This window comes from Streptomyces sp. NBC_01260, assembly GCF_036226405.1.
Lineage (GTDB): Bacteria > Actinomycetota > Actinomycetes > Streptomycetales > Streptomycetaceae > Streptomyces > Streptomyces laculatispora.
Window position 1 is genome coordinate 3,172,055 of the sequence record NZ_CP108464.1, and the last position, 13,776, is coordinate 3,185,830.

At 72.2% G+C, this 13,776-nt stretch carries 16 protein-coding genes and 1 pseudogene; 3 read left to right on the plus strand and 14 right to left on the minus strand.

All coding sequences use genetic code 11. The annotated features are described in order from the left end of the window. Positions 1-33: 33 nt before the first annotated feature. Entirely contained in the window at positions 34-1,062 is a 1,029-nt protein-coding gene (locus OG322_RS13625) for a hydroxyacid dehydrogenase (protein WP_124284804.1), read from the plus strand. Between the two features lie 117 nt (positions 1,063-1,179). On the opposite strand, the gene groL is transcribed toward OG322_RS13625, so the two are convergent. The 4 genes from groL to OG322_RS13645 all read right to left on the minus strand — a co-directional run bounded on the left by groL (position 1,180) and on the right by OG322_RS13645 (position 4,784). Beyond that, positions 1,180-2,802 carry a chaperonin GroEL gene (groL, locus tag OG322_RS13630; protein ID WP_123461111.1) on the minus strand — a complete coding sequence of 541 codons (1,623 nt, stop codon included), beginning with the start codon at positions 2,800-2,802 and terminating at the stop codon, positions 1,180-1,182. A gap of 102 nt (positions 2,803-2,904) precedes the next feature. Further along, positions 2,905-3,213, minus strand: a complete 309-nt coding sequence (gene groES / locus OG322_RS13635) for a co-chaperone GroES (RefSeq protein ID WP_123461110.1) — start codon at positions 3,211-3,213, stop codon at positions 2,905-2,907. A 282-nt stretch (positions 3,214-3,495) separates the two neighbouring features. Next, a complete protein-coding gene (locus tag OG322_RS13640) occupies positions 3,496-3,825 on the minus strand; it encodes a hypothetical protein (RefSeq protein ID WP_123461109.1) in 330 nt (109 codons plus the stop codon). Next, positions 3,822-4,784, minus strand: a complete 963-nt coding sequence (locus OG322_RS13645; protein ID WP_124285281.1) for a polysaccharide deacetylase family protein — start codon at positions 4,782-4,784, stop codon at positions 3,822-3,824. The genes OG322_RS13640 and OG322_RS13645 overlap by 4 nt, the downstream gene beginning before the upstream one ends. Positions 4,785-4,926: 142 nt before the next feature. On the opposite strand from OG322_RS13645, the gene OG322_RS13650 reads away from it, so the two are divergent. Further along, complete coding sequence (locus OG322_RS13650; RefSeq protein ID WP_329306466.1) at positions 4,927-6,192, plus strand: THUMP-like domain-containing protein; 1,266 nt, start codon at positions 4,927-4,929, stop codon at positions 6,190-6,192. A 39-nt stretch (positions 6,193-6,231) separates the two neighbouring features. Here OG322_RS13650 and OG322_RS13655 read toward each other — a convergent pair whose 3' ends face one another. The 10 genes and pseudogenes from OG322_RS13655 to tsaB form a co-directional block, all read right to left on the minus strand. After that, positions 6,232-6,597: a hypothetical protein gene (locus tag OG322_RS13655; RefSeq protein WP_123461107.1), complete on the minus strand. Its 366-nt coding sequence runs from the start codon at positions 6,595-6,597 to the stop codon at positions 6,232-6,234. 52 nt (positions 6,598-6,649) lie between these two features. Further along, the gene (locus tag OG322_RS13660; RefSeq protein ID WP_124284802.1) at positions 6,650-7,315 is read right to left on the minus strand and encodes a hypothetical protein; all 666 of its coding nucleotides are present in this window, start codon (positions 7,313-7,315) and stop codon (positions 6,650-6,652) included. 93 nt (positions 7,316-7,408) lie between these two features. Next, the gene (locus OG322_RS13665) at positions 7,409-7,879 is read right to left on the minus strand and encodes a VOC family protein (protein ID WP_123461105.1); all 471 of its coding nucleotides are present in this window, start codon (positions 7,877-7,879) and stop codon (positions 7,409-7,411) included. A gap of 64 nt (positions 7,880-7,943) precedes the next feature. Continuing rightward, positions 7,944-9,209: an RNA polymerase sigma factor gene (locus tag OG322_RS13670; protein ID WP_266411185.1), complete on the minus strand. Its 1,266-nt coding sequence runs from the start codon at positions 9,207-9,209 to the stop codon at positions 7,944-7,946. A 68-nt stretch (positions 9,210-9,277) separates the two neighbouring features. Then, complete coding sequence (locus OG322_RS13675) at positions 9,278-9,634, minus strand: YciI family protein (protein ID WP_123461103.1); 357 nt, start codon at positions 9,632-9,634, stop codon at positions 9,278-9,280. A gap of 41 nt (positions 9,635-9,675) precedes the next feature. Then, positions 9,676-10,434, minus strand: a pseudogene (locus OG322_RS13680) (MFS transporter); the annotation flags it as partial. A 13-nt stretch (positions 10,435-10,447) separates the two neighbouring features. Further along, a complete protein-coding gene (locus OG322_RS13685) occupies positions 10,448-10,726 on the minus strand; it encodes a hypothetical protein (protein WP_123461102.1) in 279 nt (92 codons plus the stop codon). Next, a complete protein-coding gene (gene tsaD, locus OG322_RS13690; protein WP_266411188.1) occupies positions 10,723-11,832 on the minus strand; it encodes a tRNA (adenosine(37)-N6)-threonylcarbamoyltransferase complex transferase subunit TsaD in 1,110 nt (369 codons plus the stop codon). The genes OG322_RS13685 and tsaD overlap by 4 nt, the downstream gene beginning before the upstream one ends. After that, the gene (gene rimI / locus OG322_RS13695; protein WP_123461100.1) at positions 11,832-12,350 is read right to left on the minus strand and encodes a ribosomal protein S18-alanine N-acetyltransferase; all 519 of its coding nucleotides are present in this window, start codon (positions 12,348-12,350) and stop codon (positions 11,832-11,834) included. The genes tsaD and rimI overlap by 1 nt, the downstream gene beginning before the upstream one ends. Continuing rightward, positions 12,347-12,994 (minus strand): tRNA (adenosine(37)-N6)-threonylcarbamoyltransferase complex dimerization subunit type 1 TsaB, encoded by a 648-nt coding sequence (gene tsaB, locus OG322_RS13700; RefSeq protein WP_124285280.1) that lies wholly within the window; start codon positions 12,992-12,994, stop codon positions 12,347-12,349. Before tsaB ends, rimI begins: the two co-directional genes overlap by 4 nt. 184 nt (positions 12,995-13,178) lie before the next feature. On the opposite strand from tsaB, the gene OG322_RS13705 reads away from it, so the two are divergent. Continuing rightward, complete coding sequence (locus OG322_RS13705) at positions 13,179-13,715, plus strand: L,D-transpeptidase (protein ID WP_123461098.1); 537 nt, start codon at positions 13,179-13,181, stop codon at positions 13,713-13,715. Positions 13,716-13,776: the final 61 nt, after the last annotated feature.

Sequence of the window (13,776 nt, forward strand, 5' to 3'; positions counted from 1 at the left end):
TCCACGCGAGCCCCGAGGAGTACGAGTTCCACCATGCCGCACGCCACTGACAACCGGCCCCGGGCCCTGCTCGCGATGGGCCCCGGCATCGCCGGACGCCTCCTCGCCGAACGCCACCACGCCCGGCTGGCCGCCCTCACCCGTACGGACACCCGTCTCGTCGCCCACGACCTGGCCGACCCGACGCCCGAGGTGGCCGCCGCGCTCGCCGAGGCCGAGGTGCTGTTCACCTGCTGGGGAGCGACACCGCTCACCGCGCCGGTGCTGGCCGCCGCACCGCGGCTGCGCGCGGTGGTGCACGCGGCCGGCTCGGTCAAGCACCACATCACCGACGCCTGCTGGGAACGCGGCATCGCCGTCACCTCGGCGGCCGGGGCCAACGCCCTGCCGGTCGCCGAGTTCACCCTCGCCGCGATCCTCTTCGCGGGCAAGCGCGTCCTGCACTCCGCGGACCGCTACCGCGCCCTGCGCGCCGACCACGACTGGCTCGCCGAACTGGACGGCACCGGCAACTACCGCCGCACGATCGGCATCGTCGGGGCCTCCCGCATCGGCCGCCGGGTGATCGAGCTGCTGCGCCCCTTCGATCTGGACGTCCTGCTGTACGACCCCTACGTCGGCGCGGAACGGGCCGCGGGGCTGGGTGTCCGCCTCGCCACGCTCGACGAGCTGTGCGCGCGCAGCTCCGTGGTCTCGGTGCACGCCCCGCAGCTCCCGGAGACGCACCACCTCATCGGCGCCGCCCAGTTGGCCGCGATGCCGGCGGGCGCGACGCTGATCAACACCGCGCGGGGCTCGCTGGTCGACGAGGACGCGCTGCTTCCCGAGCTGACGAGCGGCCGGCTGCACGCGGTGCTGGATGTGACGCATCCCGATCCGCCCCGTACGTCCTCGCCGTTCTACGACCTGCCGAACGTGCTGCTGACTCCGCACGTCGCGGGCTCGCTCGGCAACGAGCTGCACCGGATGGCGGACCAGGCGCTGGACGAGCTGGAACGGTTCGCGAGCGGCCGCCCGTTCGCGGACCCGGTCCACGGGGACGCGCTGTTCCGCTCGGCGTAGCCCTCCCCGGCCGGTCCCACGGCCCACGTCCCACGCCCCACGTCCCACGTCCCATGCAAAAGGCCCGGTACCCCTCGCGGGGTACCGGGCCTCACCGCTTGCGCGGGGAGCTACACGCTAGTGCGAGTGACCGTGGCCGTGACCGGCCTCGGCCTCTTCCTCGGCCGGCTTCTCGACGACCAGGGTCTCGGTCGTGAGCAGCAGCGACGCGATGGACGCGGCGTTCTCCAGCGCGGAGCGGGTGACCTTGACCGGGTCGATGACGCCGGCCTTCACCAGGTCGCCGTACTCGCCGGTCGCGGCGTTGAAGCCCTGGCCCTTGTCGAGCTCGGAGACCTTCGAGGTGATGACGTAGCCCTCAAGGCCCGCGTTCTCGGCGATCCAGCGGAGCGGCTCGACGGCGGCGCGGCGCACGACCGCGACACCGGTGGCCTCGTCGCCGGTCTTGCCGAGGTTGCCCTCAAGGACCTTGACGGCGTGGACCAGAGCGGAGCCACCACCGGAGACGATGCCCTCCTCGACCGCGGCGCGGGTCGCGGAGATGGCGTCCTCCAGACGGTGCTTCTTCTCCTTGAGCTCCACCTCGGTGGCCGCACCGACGCGGATCACGCAGACACCGCCGGCCAGCTTCGCCAGGCGCTCCTGGAGCTTCTCGCGGTCCCAGTCGGAGTCCGTGGACTCGATCTCGGCCTTGATCTGGTTGACGCGGCCCGCGACCTCGTCGGACTTGCCGCCGCCGTCGACGATGGTCGTGTCGTCCTTGGAGACGGTGACGCGACGGGCGGTGCCCAGCACGTCCAGACCGGCCTGGTCGAGCTTGAGGCCGACCTCTTCGGCGATGACGGTCGCACCGGTGAGGGTGGCGATGTCGCCGAGCATGGCCTTGCGGCGGTCACCGAAGCCCGGGGCCTTCACCGCGACGGCGTTGAAGGTGCCACGGATCTTGTTGACGACCAGGGTCGACAGGGCCTCGCCCTCGACGTCCTCGGCGATGATCAGCAGCGGCTTGGAGGCACCGGCCTGGATGACCTTCTCCAGGAGCGGCAGCAGCTCCTGGATCGAGCCGATCTTGCCCTGGTGGATCAGGATGTACGGGTCGTCGAGGACGGCCTCCATACGCTCCTGGTCGGTCACCATGTACGGGGACAGGTAACCCTTGTCGAAGGCCATGCCCTCGGTGAACTCAAGGTCCAGACCGAAGGTGTTGGACTCCTCGACGGTGATGACACCGTCCTTGCCGACCTTGTCCATCGCGTCCGCGATGAGGTCGCCGACCTGGCTGTCCTGCGCGGAGAGCGCGGCCACGGCGGCGATGTCGGACTTGTCGTCGATCGGGCGGGCGGTCGCGAGGAGCTCCTCGGACACGGCCTTGACCGCGGCGTCGATGCCCTTCTTCAGGGCGGCCGGGGACGCGCCCGCGGCCACGTTGCGCAGGCCCTCGCGGACGAGCGCCTGGGCGAGCACGGTGGCGGTGGTCGTACCGTCACCCGCAACGTCGTTGGTCTTGGTCGCCACCTCCTTCACCAGCTGGGCACCGAGGTTCTCGTACGGGTCATCCAGCTCGACCTCGCGCGCGATGGTGACACCGTCGTTGGTGATGGTGGGCGCACCGAACTTCTTGTCGATGACGACGTTGCGGCCCTTGGGGCCGATCGTCACCTTCACCGTGTCGGCAAGCTTGTTGACGCCGCGCTCGAGGGCGCGACGGGCGTCCTCGTCGAACTTCAGGATCTTCGCCATGGAGCTGAACTGTCCTCTCAAAACAAGAACTGCGCCCCTCGCCGCCCGGCTAGTTATTTCGCAGGGGGCCAGGGGCGCAGAACAGAAGCAAACGTGGGTGAATTACTTCTCGATGATCGCGAGCACGTCGCGAGCCGAGAGAACGAGGTACTCCTCGCCGTTGTACTTCACCTCGGTGCCGCCGTACTTGCTGTACAGCACGACATCGCCGGTATTGACGTCGAGCGGAAGGCGCTCGCCGTTCTCGAAGCGGCCCGGGCCCACGGCCAGGACGACGCCCTCCTGGGGCTTCTCCTTGGCAGTGTCCGGAATGACCAGGCCGGAGGCCGTGGTCTGCTCGGCGTCGAGCGGCTGGACCACAATGCGGTCCTCGAGCGGCTTGATCGCAACCTTGGTGCTGGTCGACACGATCCGGTCTCCCCCTTCGGAGATCTCACGGGGTTAACAGTCTTTGGGTGGCGACCAGGTGGGCCCGTCGTCGCGGGTGCCGGACCTGCCGGTCGCACAGTACTGCTGGCACTCCCCAGTGGGGAGTGCCAGCACTGAGACTATGACCGCGGTTAGCACTCGGTCAAGCGGAGTGCCAATTCACGCCCCTCGTGGCGCCCATGTCGCAGGACGCCACGGCCCGGACCGGCTCGAACCGGCCCCGCCGCAGGGAGAACGCCCGGCCCCTGCGGACCGTTCCTGATGTCAACGGCGCGTGCACCACGCCCCCGGGCCCGCACCGTCGCGCGGTGCCGGGCCGCCCGGCCACCAGTGCGCCGGCGGGAACGAGCGCCGGGCGCGGCCCAACTCCGGAGCCCGGCCGCAGGCGACGACGACCATCGAGCCCGGTGCCCCGTGGTCACCGCGCACCTCCGCCGGCCGCGCCGCCGGCGCATGCGGCGGCCGGTTCACCCGCTGCGCCGCCTTGCGGCCCAGCCGTTCGATCGGGTCCACCGACTGCGCACAGCCGGTGGTGGCGGTCAGGAGCGCACCGGCGACCAGCAGTCCGGCCAGCAGCCGGTGCGCCCTTCTCATACGTAGTCCTCCAGCCGGGCCACGGCGTATCCCTTGTCCGTGATGACCTTCATGACGGCCCGGACCAGGTCGGGCATGGAGCCCTTCCATTCCTTCTGGCCGCGGAAGTGCGTGAGGATGATGTCTCCGGGGTGCAGGTCCTGGTCCTCCTCCCGCCACTCCATGTGGTCGGGGAAGGCCTCCTCCGACCACAGGGGTACGGCGGTGATGCCGCAGGACTTGGCGATCCGGAGCGTGTCGCCGTTGTAGTTGCCGTACGGCGGCCGGAAGAGCCGGGGGCGGCTGCCGAACTGCTTCTCGATGATGTCCTGCTGGTCGCAGATCTCCCGCTTCTGCTCGTCGTGGGAGAGACCGGGCAGGTAACGGTGGTGGAGCGTGTGGTTGTTGAGGGTGACGCCACGGGACTGCGCGTCCTTGAAGTAGGCGTAGTCGTCGCGCACCAGGTAGTCGCTGAGGAACGCGCTGTACGGGATGTTCAGGTCCGACATCATCCGCAGCAGTTCGGGGTCCTTGTCGTCCCCGTCGTCCATCGTCAGGAAGACGATCTTCTTCTCGGTCGGGACCGTGGTGAAGACCGGCGGCAGCGAGTCGTCACCGCCCTCGACCTCGAAGCCCTTGCGGGTGGTGATGTGCGGCTTCACGGCGGGCGGGGCGGGCGCGGCCAGCGGCGTGCCCGCCAGGCCCCACTTCTTGGCGGCGACCACGCGGGCGGCCTGGGCGAGGCGCGCCTTCTCGGCCTGCACGGCACGCGTGCCCGCCGCCCCCGCGTTCCCGGCCGGGCCGCCCGGCTGCCCGGCGAGGGCCTTGGCCCCCGGCCCGGCCCCGGTGGCGGTGCGGCTGTCGGTCCCGGCCCCGCAGCCGGAGCCGACCGCGGCGACCAGGAGCGCGGCCAGGACCGCGTGGCCGGACCGGCGCCGCAGGTGTCCCCGCCCGCGCCCCGTCCCGCCCGGCCCCTGCATCACCTGTCCCGGTCTGCGCCTCTTCATGATAAATTCCCTCTTTTGTCGTACAAGCTGCATTGCGCCGCATACTGCCAGTACGTGATCGGGCTCCCGGGCCGACACCGCCGCCGGCCCCGCACGGTCCCCCGGCTGGCTCACAATGGGGCAGGTGAACGCTCTCGCCCCGACCGGCCCGCCCGACGCCCCCGACCCGTCCGGCACCCCCGACCCCATCGCCGGCTTCCTGGCCCTGCGCACCCCGGAGGGCGCCGAGTTGCTGGCCGGGCTGCGGTCCTACGACCCCGCCACGGAACTCGCCACCGCCACCCGGCTGCGCCGCAGCCACCCCGCCGCCCTCGTCTCGGCGGCGCTGGGGCAGGCCCGGCTGCGGCAGCGGGCGGTGGCGAAGTTCGGCGCCGAGGACGCGCACCGGATGTTCTTCACGCCGAACGGGGTGGAGCAGGCGACCCGCACCTCGGTGGCGGCCTACCGCGCCGCACGGTTCGCGGGCACCGGGGTGCGCAGCGTCGCCGACCTCTGCTGCGGCATCGGCGGGGACGCCATCGCCCTCGCCCGCGCCGGGATCCGCGTCCTCGCCGTGGACCGCGACCCGCTGACCGCCGAGGTGGCCGCGGCCAACGCCGTCGCGCTCGGCCTGGAAGAGCTGATCGAGGTGCGGTGCGCCGATGTCACGGAGATCGACACCTCGCCCTGTGACGCGGTGTTCGTCGACCCGGCCCGCCGGGGCGGCCGCGGCCGGATCTTCGACCCGGAGGCCTACTCCCCGCCTCTCTCCTGGGCGACCGCCGCCGCGCTGAAGGCCCCCAGGGCTGCGCTGAAGATCGCCCCGGGAGTCCCGCACGAGGCGATCGGCCCGCAGGCGGAGGCCGAGTGGATCTCGGACGGCGGCGAGGTGAAGGAGGCGGTGCTCTGGTTCGGCGAGGGCTTCGAGGCCGGTGCGTACCGGGCCACCCTGCTCCCGTCCGGAGCCACCCTGTCGGCTCCGGCGGTGCTGCCCGCCCCGCCGGTCGGACCGGTCGGCCGCTACCTGTACGAGCCGGACGGCGCGGTGATCCGGGCCCATCTGGTCGCCGACATCGTGAACCGGTGCGACGGCCGGCTGATCGACGAGATGATCGCGTACGTCACGAGCGACGAGCTGTACGACTCCCCGTACACCGCCGGGTACGAGATCACCGATCAGCTCCCGTTCAACACGAAGCGGCTGAAGGCGCTGCTGCGGGAGCGCGAGGTCGGCGTCCTGACGGTCAAGAAGCGCGGCTCCCCGGTCGAACCGGAGGAGCTGCGAAGGAAGATGAAGCTCCGGGGCCCGAACAGGGCCACCGTCTTCCTGACCCGGGTCGCCGACGCCCCGACGATGCTGATCGGCCACCCCGTGACCGGCCCGGAGGCCGGTCTCGGCTGACGGCGCGGGCCGCCCGGCGGGCCGGAGGCCGGCCGGGCCCTACGCGAGATCGGTGAGCTCGTCGGCGTACACCCGCGAGAGCGGCTGCGGGCCCACGTACTGCTGGCAGTTGCACTGCCCCGACTCGAAGCGGACCGGCTTCTTCTGCTCGTCCCAGGCGGTCGGCACCTCGACCAGCTCATGGCACTTGCCCTGCTTGTCGTGCTTGGCGAGGTGGTGCGTGCAGCCGCAGACCGGCTCCGGCGGCCTGTGCGCCGCCTCGACGGCCAGCCGTTCCTGCCTGCCGGCCTCCAGCAGTTCCAGCCTGCGTGCGTGCCGATTACGCAGCGCGGTACGGCCGTTGTCGACCAGCCAGCCGAACCCGCCCGTCCAGAAGATGATGAGCAACCACCAGTACCACTCCATGACACGCCCTCCCCCTGAGTCCTTCGTGTACGCGCCAAGGATAGGACCGGAGTCAGCGGTGCGCCCCTCCCCCGGAGGAGATCAGCGGCGCGGGCGCGGGCGCCCCGATCAGCACCCGCAGCACCCAACGCCGGTGCAGGAGCGCCTTGGTGACGCCGGTCAGCCCGATGAGCCAGCCGATGAACCCGAGACCCATGACGAGGGCCATCAGGCCGTAGGTGTCCTCGCCCCGGACCGCGCCGGCCGGAACGGCGACGCAGGCGTACAGCCCGAGCGCGCACAGCAGGAAGGAACCCAGCAGCCAGACCAGACTGGTGCCGGGCAGCCTGAGCGCACGGTCACCCACCGGGTCCCGGTCCAACTCCCCCCATTGCGCGAGCAGTCGGCGGATCACACGGTCGCGGCGCAGCCCGACGACGACGAGGATCACGGCCGGTACCAGGCAGCCCACGCCCAGGACGAGGAAGACCACGCCGAAGAAGGCGCTGAAGACGTCGTACGACTCCTCCAGGGTGACGAGCGCCGCGCCGACCAGTGACCAGCCGAGCGCGCCCAGCGCACCCCAGAGCCACAGCAGGCCGAGCCGCCCCGGACCGAGGTGCATCTTCACCAGCTCGCCGAGGATCAGGGCCCGGTCGGCGAGCAGCGCTCCCCGGTCGGGCCAGGCGCGTATCTCGACGGGCGGCGGTGGCGGGGGAAGCGCTGAACGGCGGGACATGGGCGAGACCCTACCGAGTGCGGTACGTCCTGCTGGTCCGGGCCGCCGTCGCCGGCCGGGCCGTCGCCGGCCGCCGTTCGCGGGGGCCGCGGCTCAGGCGTTGCGCAGGGCCTCGATGTCGAGCCGCTTCATGCCGAGCATCGCCTTCATGGCGCGGGCCGCCTTGTCCGGGTCCGGGTCGGTCAGGGCATCGCCGAGGCCGGGCGGGATGATCTGCCAGGAGACGCCGAACCTGTCCTTGAGCCAGCCGCACTGGCTCTCCTGTCCGCCGTCCGCGGTGAGCCTGTCCCACAGCTCGTCCGCCTCCTCCTGCGACGCGCAGTCGACGGAGAGGGAGACCGCCTCGCTGAAGGGGAACTCGGGGCCGCCGTTGAACGCGATGTACTCGGTGCCCGCCAGCTGGAACCGCACGGTCATCACGGCGCCCGCCTCGCCGGGTGACGACGGGGTCCAGCGGGTCACGTCCAGGACGCGGGAGTCGCCGCCGATCACCGAGATGTAGTGGTCCGCGGCCTCCTCGGCCTGGTCGTGGTCGAACCACAGGAACGTGGTGATCTTCTGCATGGTCCTTCTCCTCACGCGGTGGTGCGGATGGTCGTACGGGGTAGACCGGTCGCGGGCCCGGAACTCATCGGCCGGCCCGGTCCAGCAGCATCGCCCGCTCCCGTTCGTTCCGGGTCAGCTCCGCCGCTCGTACGAACTCGGCGCGCGCCTCGTCCGTACGCCCCATCCTCACCAGCAGATCCCCGCGGACGCTCGGCAGCAAGTGGTAGCCCTTGAGCGCGGGGTCCGCGGCCAGGGCATCGACCAGGACCAGACCGGCCGCCGGGCCCTCGGCCATGGAGACGGCGACGGCACGGTTGAGCTCGACGACCGGCGACGGGGTCAGGGCGGCGAGGCGGTCGTAGAGCGCCGTGATGGCGGCCCAGTCGGTGTCCTCGTACCGCGCCGCCCGTGCGTGGCAGGCGACGATCGCGGCCTGCAGGGCGTACGGGCCCAGCGCCTGCCCCGCCGTCCCGCTCGCCGCCCCGCTCGCCGTTTCACTCGCCCGGAGCAGGGCCGCGAAGCCGCGGCGGATCAGCAGCCGGTCCCAGCGGGCCCGGTTCTGGTCCGCGAGCAGCACCGGCGCGCCGTCCGGTCCGGTCCTGGCGGCGGTGCGCGAGGCCTGGAGCTCCAGCAGCGCGGCCAGTCCGTGCGCCTCGGGCTCCTGCGGCATCAGGCCGGTCAGCACCCGGGCCAGCCGCAGGGCGTCCTCGCAGAGCGCCGGGCGCAGCCAGTCGTCCCCGGCGGTCGCGGCGTAGCCCTCGTTGAAGACGAGGTAGATCACTTCGAGCACGGAGCCGAGCCGGGCGGCGCGCTCGGGTCCGTACGGCACCTCGAAGGGGACGCCGGCCCGGCCGAGCGTCCGTTTGGCCCGGACGATCCGCTGGGCGACGGTCGGCTCGGAGGTGAGGAAGGCGCGGGCGATCTCCTCGGTGGTGAGGCCGCCCAGCAGCCGCAGGGTGAGGGCGATCCGGGCCTCGGTGGAGAGCACCGGATGACAGGAGGTGAAGATCAGCCGCAGCAGGTCGTCATTGATGTCGTCCGGATCGGCCGGTCCCGGCTCCGGGGCGTGGCCCGCCCCGTCCAGGTCGCGGCCCATCGCGGACAGCTTGCGGGCGTACGTCTCGCGGCGGCGTACGAGGTCGATGGCGCGGTGCTTGGCGGTGGCCATGAGCCAGGCTCCCGGATTGTCCGGGACACCCGACTCCGGCCACTGCTCCAGCGCGGCGACCAGGGCGTCCTGCGCGAGCTCCTCGGCGATGCCCACGTCCCGCACGATCCGGGCGACACCGGCGATGATCCGCGCGGACTCGATCCTGAACACCGTCTCAACCGCGCTCGCTGCCGTCACGGCCACCCATCAGAGCAGCCGCACCGGGCCCCGGCAAGCGCGCCGGGCCGGTGTGCGAGTGCTGCTGCTCAGCCTTCGTCGATGGCGCGGACCTCGGAGGTGACGCTCCAGCTCTCCGGGTGAATCCGCAGGAACCGCCTGGTCCACTCCAGCGCCTCCTCCTTGTCCTTGCACTGGAGGATGGCGTATCCGCCGACGACCTCCTTGGTCTCGGTGAAGGGGCCGTCGGTGTAACTGAGCCTGCCCCCGGACCAGTGGACGCGGGTGGCCTGGGAGGTCGGCGCGAGACCGGCCGTCTCCAGCATCACCCCGGCATTGGTGATCTCCTCGAACAGGGCGCCCATCCGCTTCTCCAGGCCGGGGTCGGGCTCGAATCCGGCGGCGGCCTGCTCGTCGATGCGGATGAGTGACATGAAGCGCGGCATGGTGACTCCTCGGTCGGGAGGACGGGGGCTTTCCCCGGCTCTCACCCCTGCGTCGAACGGGCCACGGCCGGATCGACACCTCCCGCGGAATTCTTCTGAGAATTCTCCGGACCGGCCACCGGAACGGTTCCCGGTCCGGTTCCCCGGTCGCCCGGGAGCAGCACCAGCGCCGCCAGGGCCGCCAGCGCGAGCAGTCCGGCGGCGACCCAGAAGGCCGCCGCATAGCCCCGGACCAGTTCGTCCCGGCCCGCCGCTCCCCCGGTGACCTGCGCGGCGACCGTCACCAGGACCGCGAGTCCGAGCGAGCCGCCCACCTGCCGGGAGCTGTTCAGCGGACCCGAGGCCATGCCGGTCTCCCCGGGCACGACATCGGTGGCGGCCGCGGTGCCGAGCGGTACGAAGCACATGCCGATGCCGACGGAGGCGACCAGGGACGGACCGAGGATCGAGGTGAGGAAGGTGCCGTCCGCCCGCGCGGTGGCCGCGAAGCCCGCGATGCCGAGCGCGGCGAGGGCGCCGCCGGTCGCCAGCAGCCGCCGGGTGCCGAGCCTGGCGACCGTACGGGTGGCGATCACCGAACCGGCGACGACGCCCACACAGAACGGCAGGAAGGCGGCTCCGGCCGCGGTCGGTCCGTAGCCGAACACCTGCTGGAGGCAGAGCGAGACGAAGTAGAACGCGGCGAACTGCCCCGAGCCGAGCAGCAGGCAGAACAGGTTCGCCGTCAGGACCGGCCGCCCCCGCAGCAGGCCGGGCCGCAGCAGCGGCGACGCGGTCCGCAGCTCGACGGCCACGAAGGCGGGGCGACGATCATCACCGGCCTGCTGACCCGAGGGACTCGAAGCGCCAGCGGTGCACCGGCCGGGTGACGATCCCCGCGTCCGGTTCGGGCAGCTCCGGCAGCTCGTCGCCGTACGCGCCCTCCCACCAGGTGACGACCAGGACCCGGTCCTGCGGGGCGCGCAGCAGCTCGCTGCGCAGCGGCGGCCGCGCCAGCTCGCCCGCACGGGCGCGCGCCCACTCCAGCAGTTCCGCGCCCCGGCCCTCGGTGGCGCGGGCCTCCCACATCAATGCGATGGTCCCGGCGCTCACGAGTAGAGGTTGTCCTTGCTGATCTCGTGCACGTGGTCGTGCGTGTGGGCATGGGCATGGGCGCTGCCCGGTACGTGCGTCTCGGTGACCGGCAGCGAGGAGTCGGCCGACAGCTCCAGGTCCGAGGCCGGCCGGTTGCGGGCCACCATCTCCGCGCCCAGCGCCGCGACCATCGCCCCGTTGTCGGTGCACAGCCCCGGCCGCGGCACCCGCAGCCGGATGCCGGCCCGCTCGCAGCGCTCCTGGGCGAGTGCCCGCAGCCGCGAGTTGGCCGCGACTCCGCCGCCGATCATCAGGTGGTCGACGCCCTCGTCCTTGCAGGCGCGGACGGCCTTGCGGGTGAGCACGTCCACCACGGCCTCCTGGAAGGACGCCGCCACGTCCCGTACCGGCACCTCCTCGCCCGCCGCGCGCTTCGCCTCGATCCAGCGGGCGACGGAGGTCTTCAGGCCGGAGAAGGAGAAGTCGTACGCGGGGTCGCGCGAGCCGCTCAGACCGCGCGGGAACGCGATGGCCTCCGGGTCGCCCTCCTTCGCGAGGCGGTCGATGACCGGGCCGCCGGGGAAGCCGAGGTGCAGCACCCGGGCGATCTTGTCGAAGGCCTCGCCCGCCGCGTCGTCGATGGTCGCGCCCAGCGGCCGTACGTCGTTGGTGATGTCCGGCGCCAGCAGCAGCGAGGAGTGCCCGCCGCTGACGAGCAGCGCCATGGTCGGCTCGGGCAGCGGGCCGTGCTCCAGCTGGTCGACGCAGATGTGCGAGGCCAGGTGGTTCACCCCGTAGAGCGGCTTGTTCAGCGCGTACGCGTACGCCTTCGCCGCCGAGACGCCGACGAGCAGGGCGCCCGCGAGTCCCGGACCGGCGGTGACGGAGATGCCGTCGAGGTCGCGGCCGCTGACCCCGGCCTCCTTCAGCGCGCGCTCGATGGTCGGGACCATCGCCTCCAGATGCGCGCGGGAGGCGATCTCCGGGACGACGCCGCCGAAGCGCGCGTGCGTGTCGACACTGGACGCGACGGCGTCGGCGAGCAGCGTCGTCCCGCGGACGATGCCGACGCCGGTCTCGTCGCAGGAGGTCTCGATGCCGAGTACGAGCGGTTCGTCAGCCATCAGTCAGTCTCTGTCTCTTGTACGGGTGCCTGTACGTCTTCTTCGTGTACGTGCAGGCGCATGACGAGCGCGTCGATGTTGCCCGGCTGGTAGTAGCCGCGGCGGAAGCCGATCGGTTCGAAGCCGAAGCGCTCGTACAGCTTCTGCGCCCGGGTGTTGTCGACCCGGACCTCCAGGAGCACCTCGGCGCACTCGAAGGCCGTGGCGTGCTTCAGCAGATCGGTCAGCAGCTCGGAGCCGAGGCCGCCGCCCCAGTGGCCGCGGGAGACGGCGATCGTCTGGACGTCGGCGAGGTCACCGGCCGCTGCCAGTCCCGCGTACCCGACGATCCGGCCGGTGACCGGGTCCTCGGCGACCACATAGCGGCGGGTGGCCTGCGGGCCGCGGGCGTGCGCCAGCTCGGACCAGAACATGCCGGGTGACCAGGCGTCGTCCGGGAACAGCTCATGTTCGAGGTCGAGCACCGGGTCGATGTCCCACCAGCGCATCTCGCGCAGTACAGCGGTCGCGGTGGTCACTTCGGCGTGACCACCTTGTAGTTCTTCGGGACCTGCGCGTCGGGCCTGCGGAGGTAGAGCGGCTGCGGCGGCAGCATGTCCGCGCCCGAGGCGAGGCGTTCGGCGGCGAGGGCGGCCAGGGCGCCGGCCGCGACGTGCTCGGGGCCGCGCGCGTCCGGGAACGCGTCGGGGTAGAGCACCGCGCCCGCGCCGACCACGGGGACCCCGGCGAGCTGCGCGGCGATGTCGGCGGGCCGGTCGACCGCGGGTTCACCGGTCCGGGTGCGGGGGTCCTCGTACCGCGCCCAGTAGACCTCCTTGCGGCGGGCGTCCGTCGCGACGGCGAAGGGTCCCTCGATGCCGGCCTGTCCGGCGGCGTACGCGAGACCGTCCAGGGTGCACACTCCGTGCACGGGCACGGACAGCACCGACCCGAACGTCGCGGCCGTCACCAGGCCGACCCGCAGTCCGGTGTACGGGCCGGGGCCGACGCCGACGACCACGTCCGTCACGGCGTCGAGTTTCACCCCGGCAGCGGCGAGGACCCGGTCGACGGCGGGCAGCAGCAGCTCCCCGTGCCTCCGGGCGTCGACCTGACCGGACTCGGTGACGACACGGGTCCCGTCGTGCAGGGCGACGGTGACGGCGGGGGTGGCGGTATCCATAGCGAGCAAGAGCACGCAAACAGCCTACGGCTCCGGCGCGGGGCAACCGCGCCCCGTACGGCGTCCCGGCAGCGGAGGTCACGACTGCTACCGTCACCGGACATACGCGGAATACGTGTAAACGCCTGTACGACTACCAACGGCGAAAGAGGCGCGCGCGGTGGCAAGGGTCAGCTCGGGAATCGTGGCCGCGCTCACCGCGGCGGCTGTCGTCGCGGTCGGGTTCCTGGCCTACCAGGCATCGGCGAACGCCCCCGCCACCCTCGCCCCCCAGCCGGAGGCGTCCAGCAGTTCGCCGGCCGCGGCGGGCCACCCCGAGCCGAAGGGCGGGAAGGACCCGCTCACGGTTCCGGCCTCCTCGGGCGCGGGGATGCGGGTGGTGTACGCGCTGGGCGGGCGGCGGGTGTGGCTGGTCGACGCGAGGAACAGGCCGACGCGGACCTTCAGGGTCACGCCGAGTGCGGTGAGCGCGCTTCCGGGTACCTACGAGGTCACCTCACGCTCCGGCACCGTCACCGGCTCCGACGGGGTGCCGATCGAGCACGTGGTGCGGTTCGCGACGACCGACGACGTGTCCATCGGCTTCAGCGCCGCGCAGGACGGCTCGACGGAGAGCCCGGGCCGGACGCTGAAGGCGGGCGGCGTACGGATGTCCCGTGCGGACGGCAACGCGGTGTGGACGTTCGCCACGGTCGGCACGAAGGTCGTCGTGGTCCGCTAGGTCCGTCTGCTGGACCGTCCATGGTCCATGCGCTCCCGGGCGCGTAACGAGGCCGCTCCCG

Bases quoted from the DNA above. Each gene is read 5' to 3' on its own strand.
- OG322_RS13625 (WP_124284804.1), top strand. From the start codon at position 34: ATGCCGCACGCCACTGACAACCGGCCCCGGGCCCTGCTCGCGATGGGC.
- groL (WP_123461111.1), bottom strand. From the start codon at position 2,802: ATGGCGAAGATCCTGAAGTTCGACGAGGACGCCCGTCGCGCCCTCGAG.
- OG322_RS13640 (WP_123461109.1), bottom strand. From the start codon at position 3,825: ATGAGAAGGGCGCACCGGCTGCTGGCCGGACTGCTGGTCGCCGGTGCG.
- OG322_RS13645 (WP_124285281.1), bottom strand. From the start codon at position 4,784: ATGCAGGGGCCGGGCGGGACGGGGCGCGGGCGGGGACACCTGCGGCGC.
- OG322_RS13650 (WP_329306466.1), top strand. From the start codon at position 4,927: ATGGGGCAGGTGAACGCTCTCGCCCCGACCGGCCCGCCCGACGCCCCC.
- OG322_RS13655 (WP_123461107.1), bottom strand. From the start codon at position 6,597: ATGGAGTGGTACTGGTGGTTGCTCATCATCTTCTGGACGGGCGGGTTC.
- OG322_RS13660 (WP_124284802.1), bottom strand. From the start codon at position 7,315: ATGTCCCGCCGTTCAGCGCTTCCCCCGCCACCGCCGCCCGTCGAGATA.
- OG322_RS13665 (WP_123461105.1), bottom strand. From the start codon at position 7,879: ATGCAGAAGATCACCACGTTCCTGTGGTTCGACCACGACCAGGCCGAG.
- OG322_RS13675 (WP_123461103.1), bottom strand. From the start codon at position 9,634: ATGCCGCGCTTCATGTCACTCATCCGCATCGACGAGCAGGCCGCCGCC.
- tsaD (WP_266411188.1), bottom strand. From the start codon at position 11,832: ATGGCTGACGAACCGCTCGTACTCGGCATCGAGACCTCCTGCGACGAG.
- tsaB (WP_124285280.1), bottom strand. From the start codon at position 12,994: ATGGATACCGCCACCCCCGCCGTCACCGTCGCCCTGCACGACGGGACC.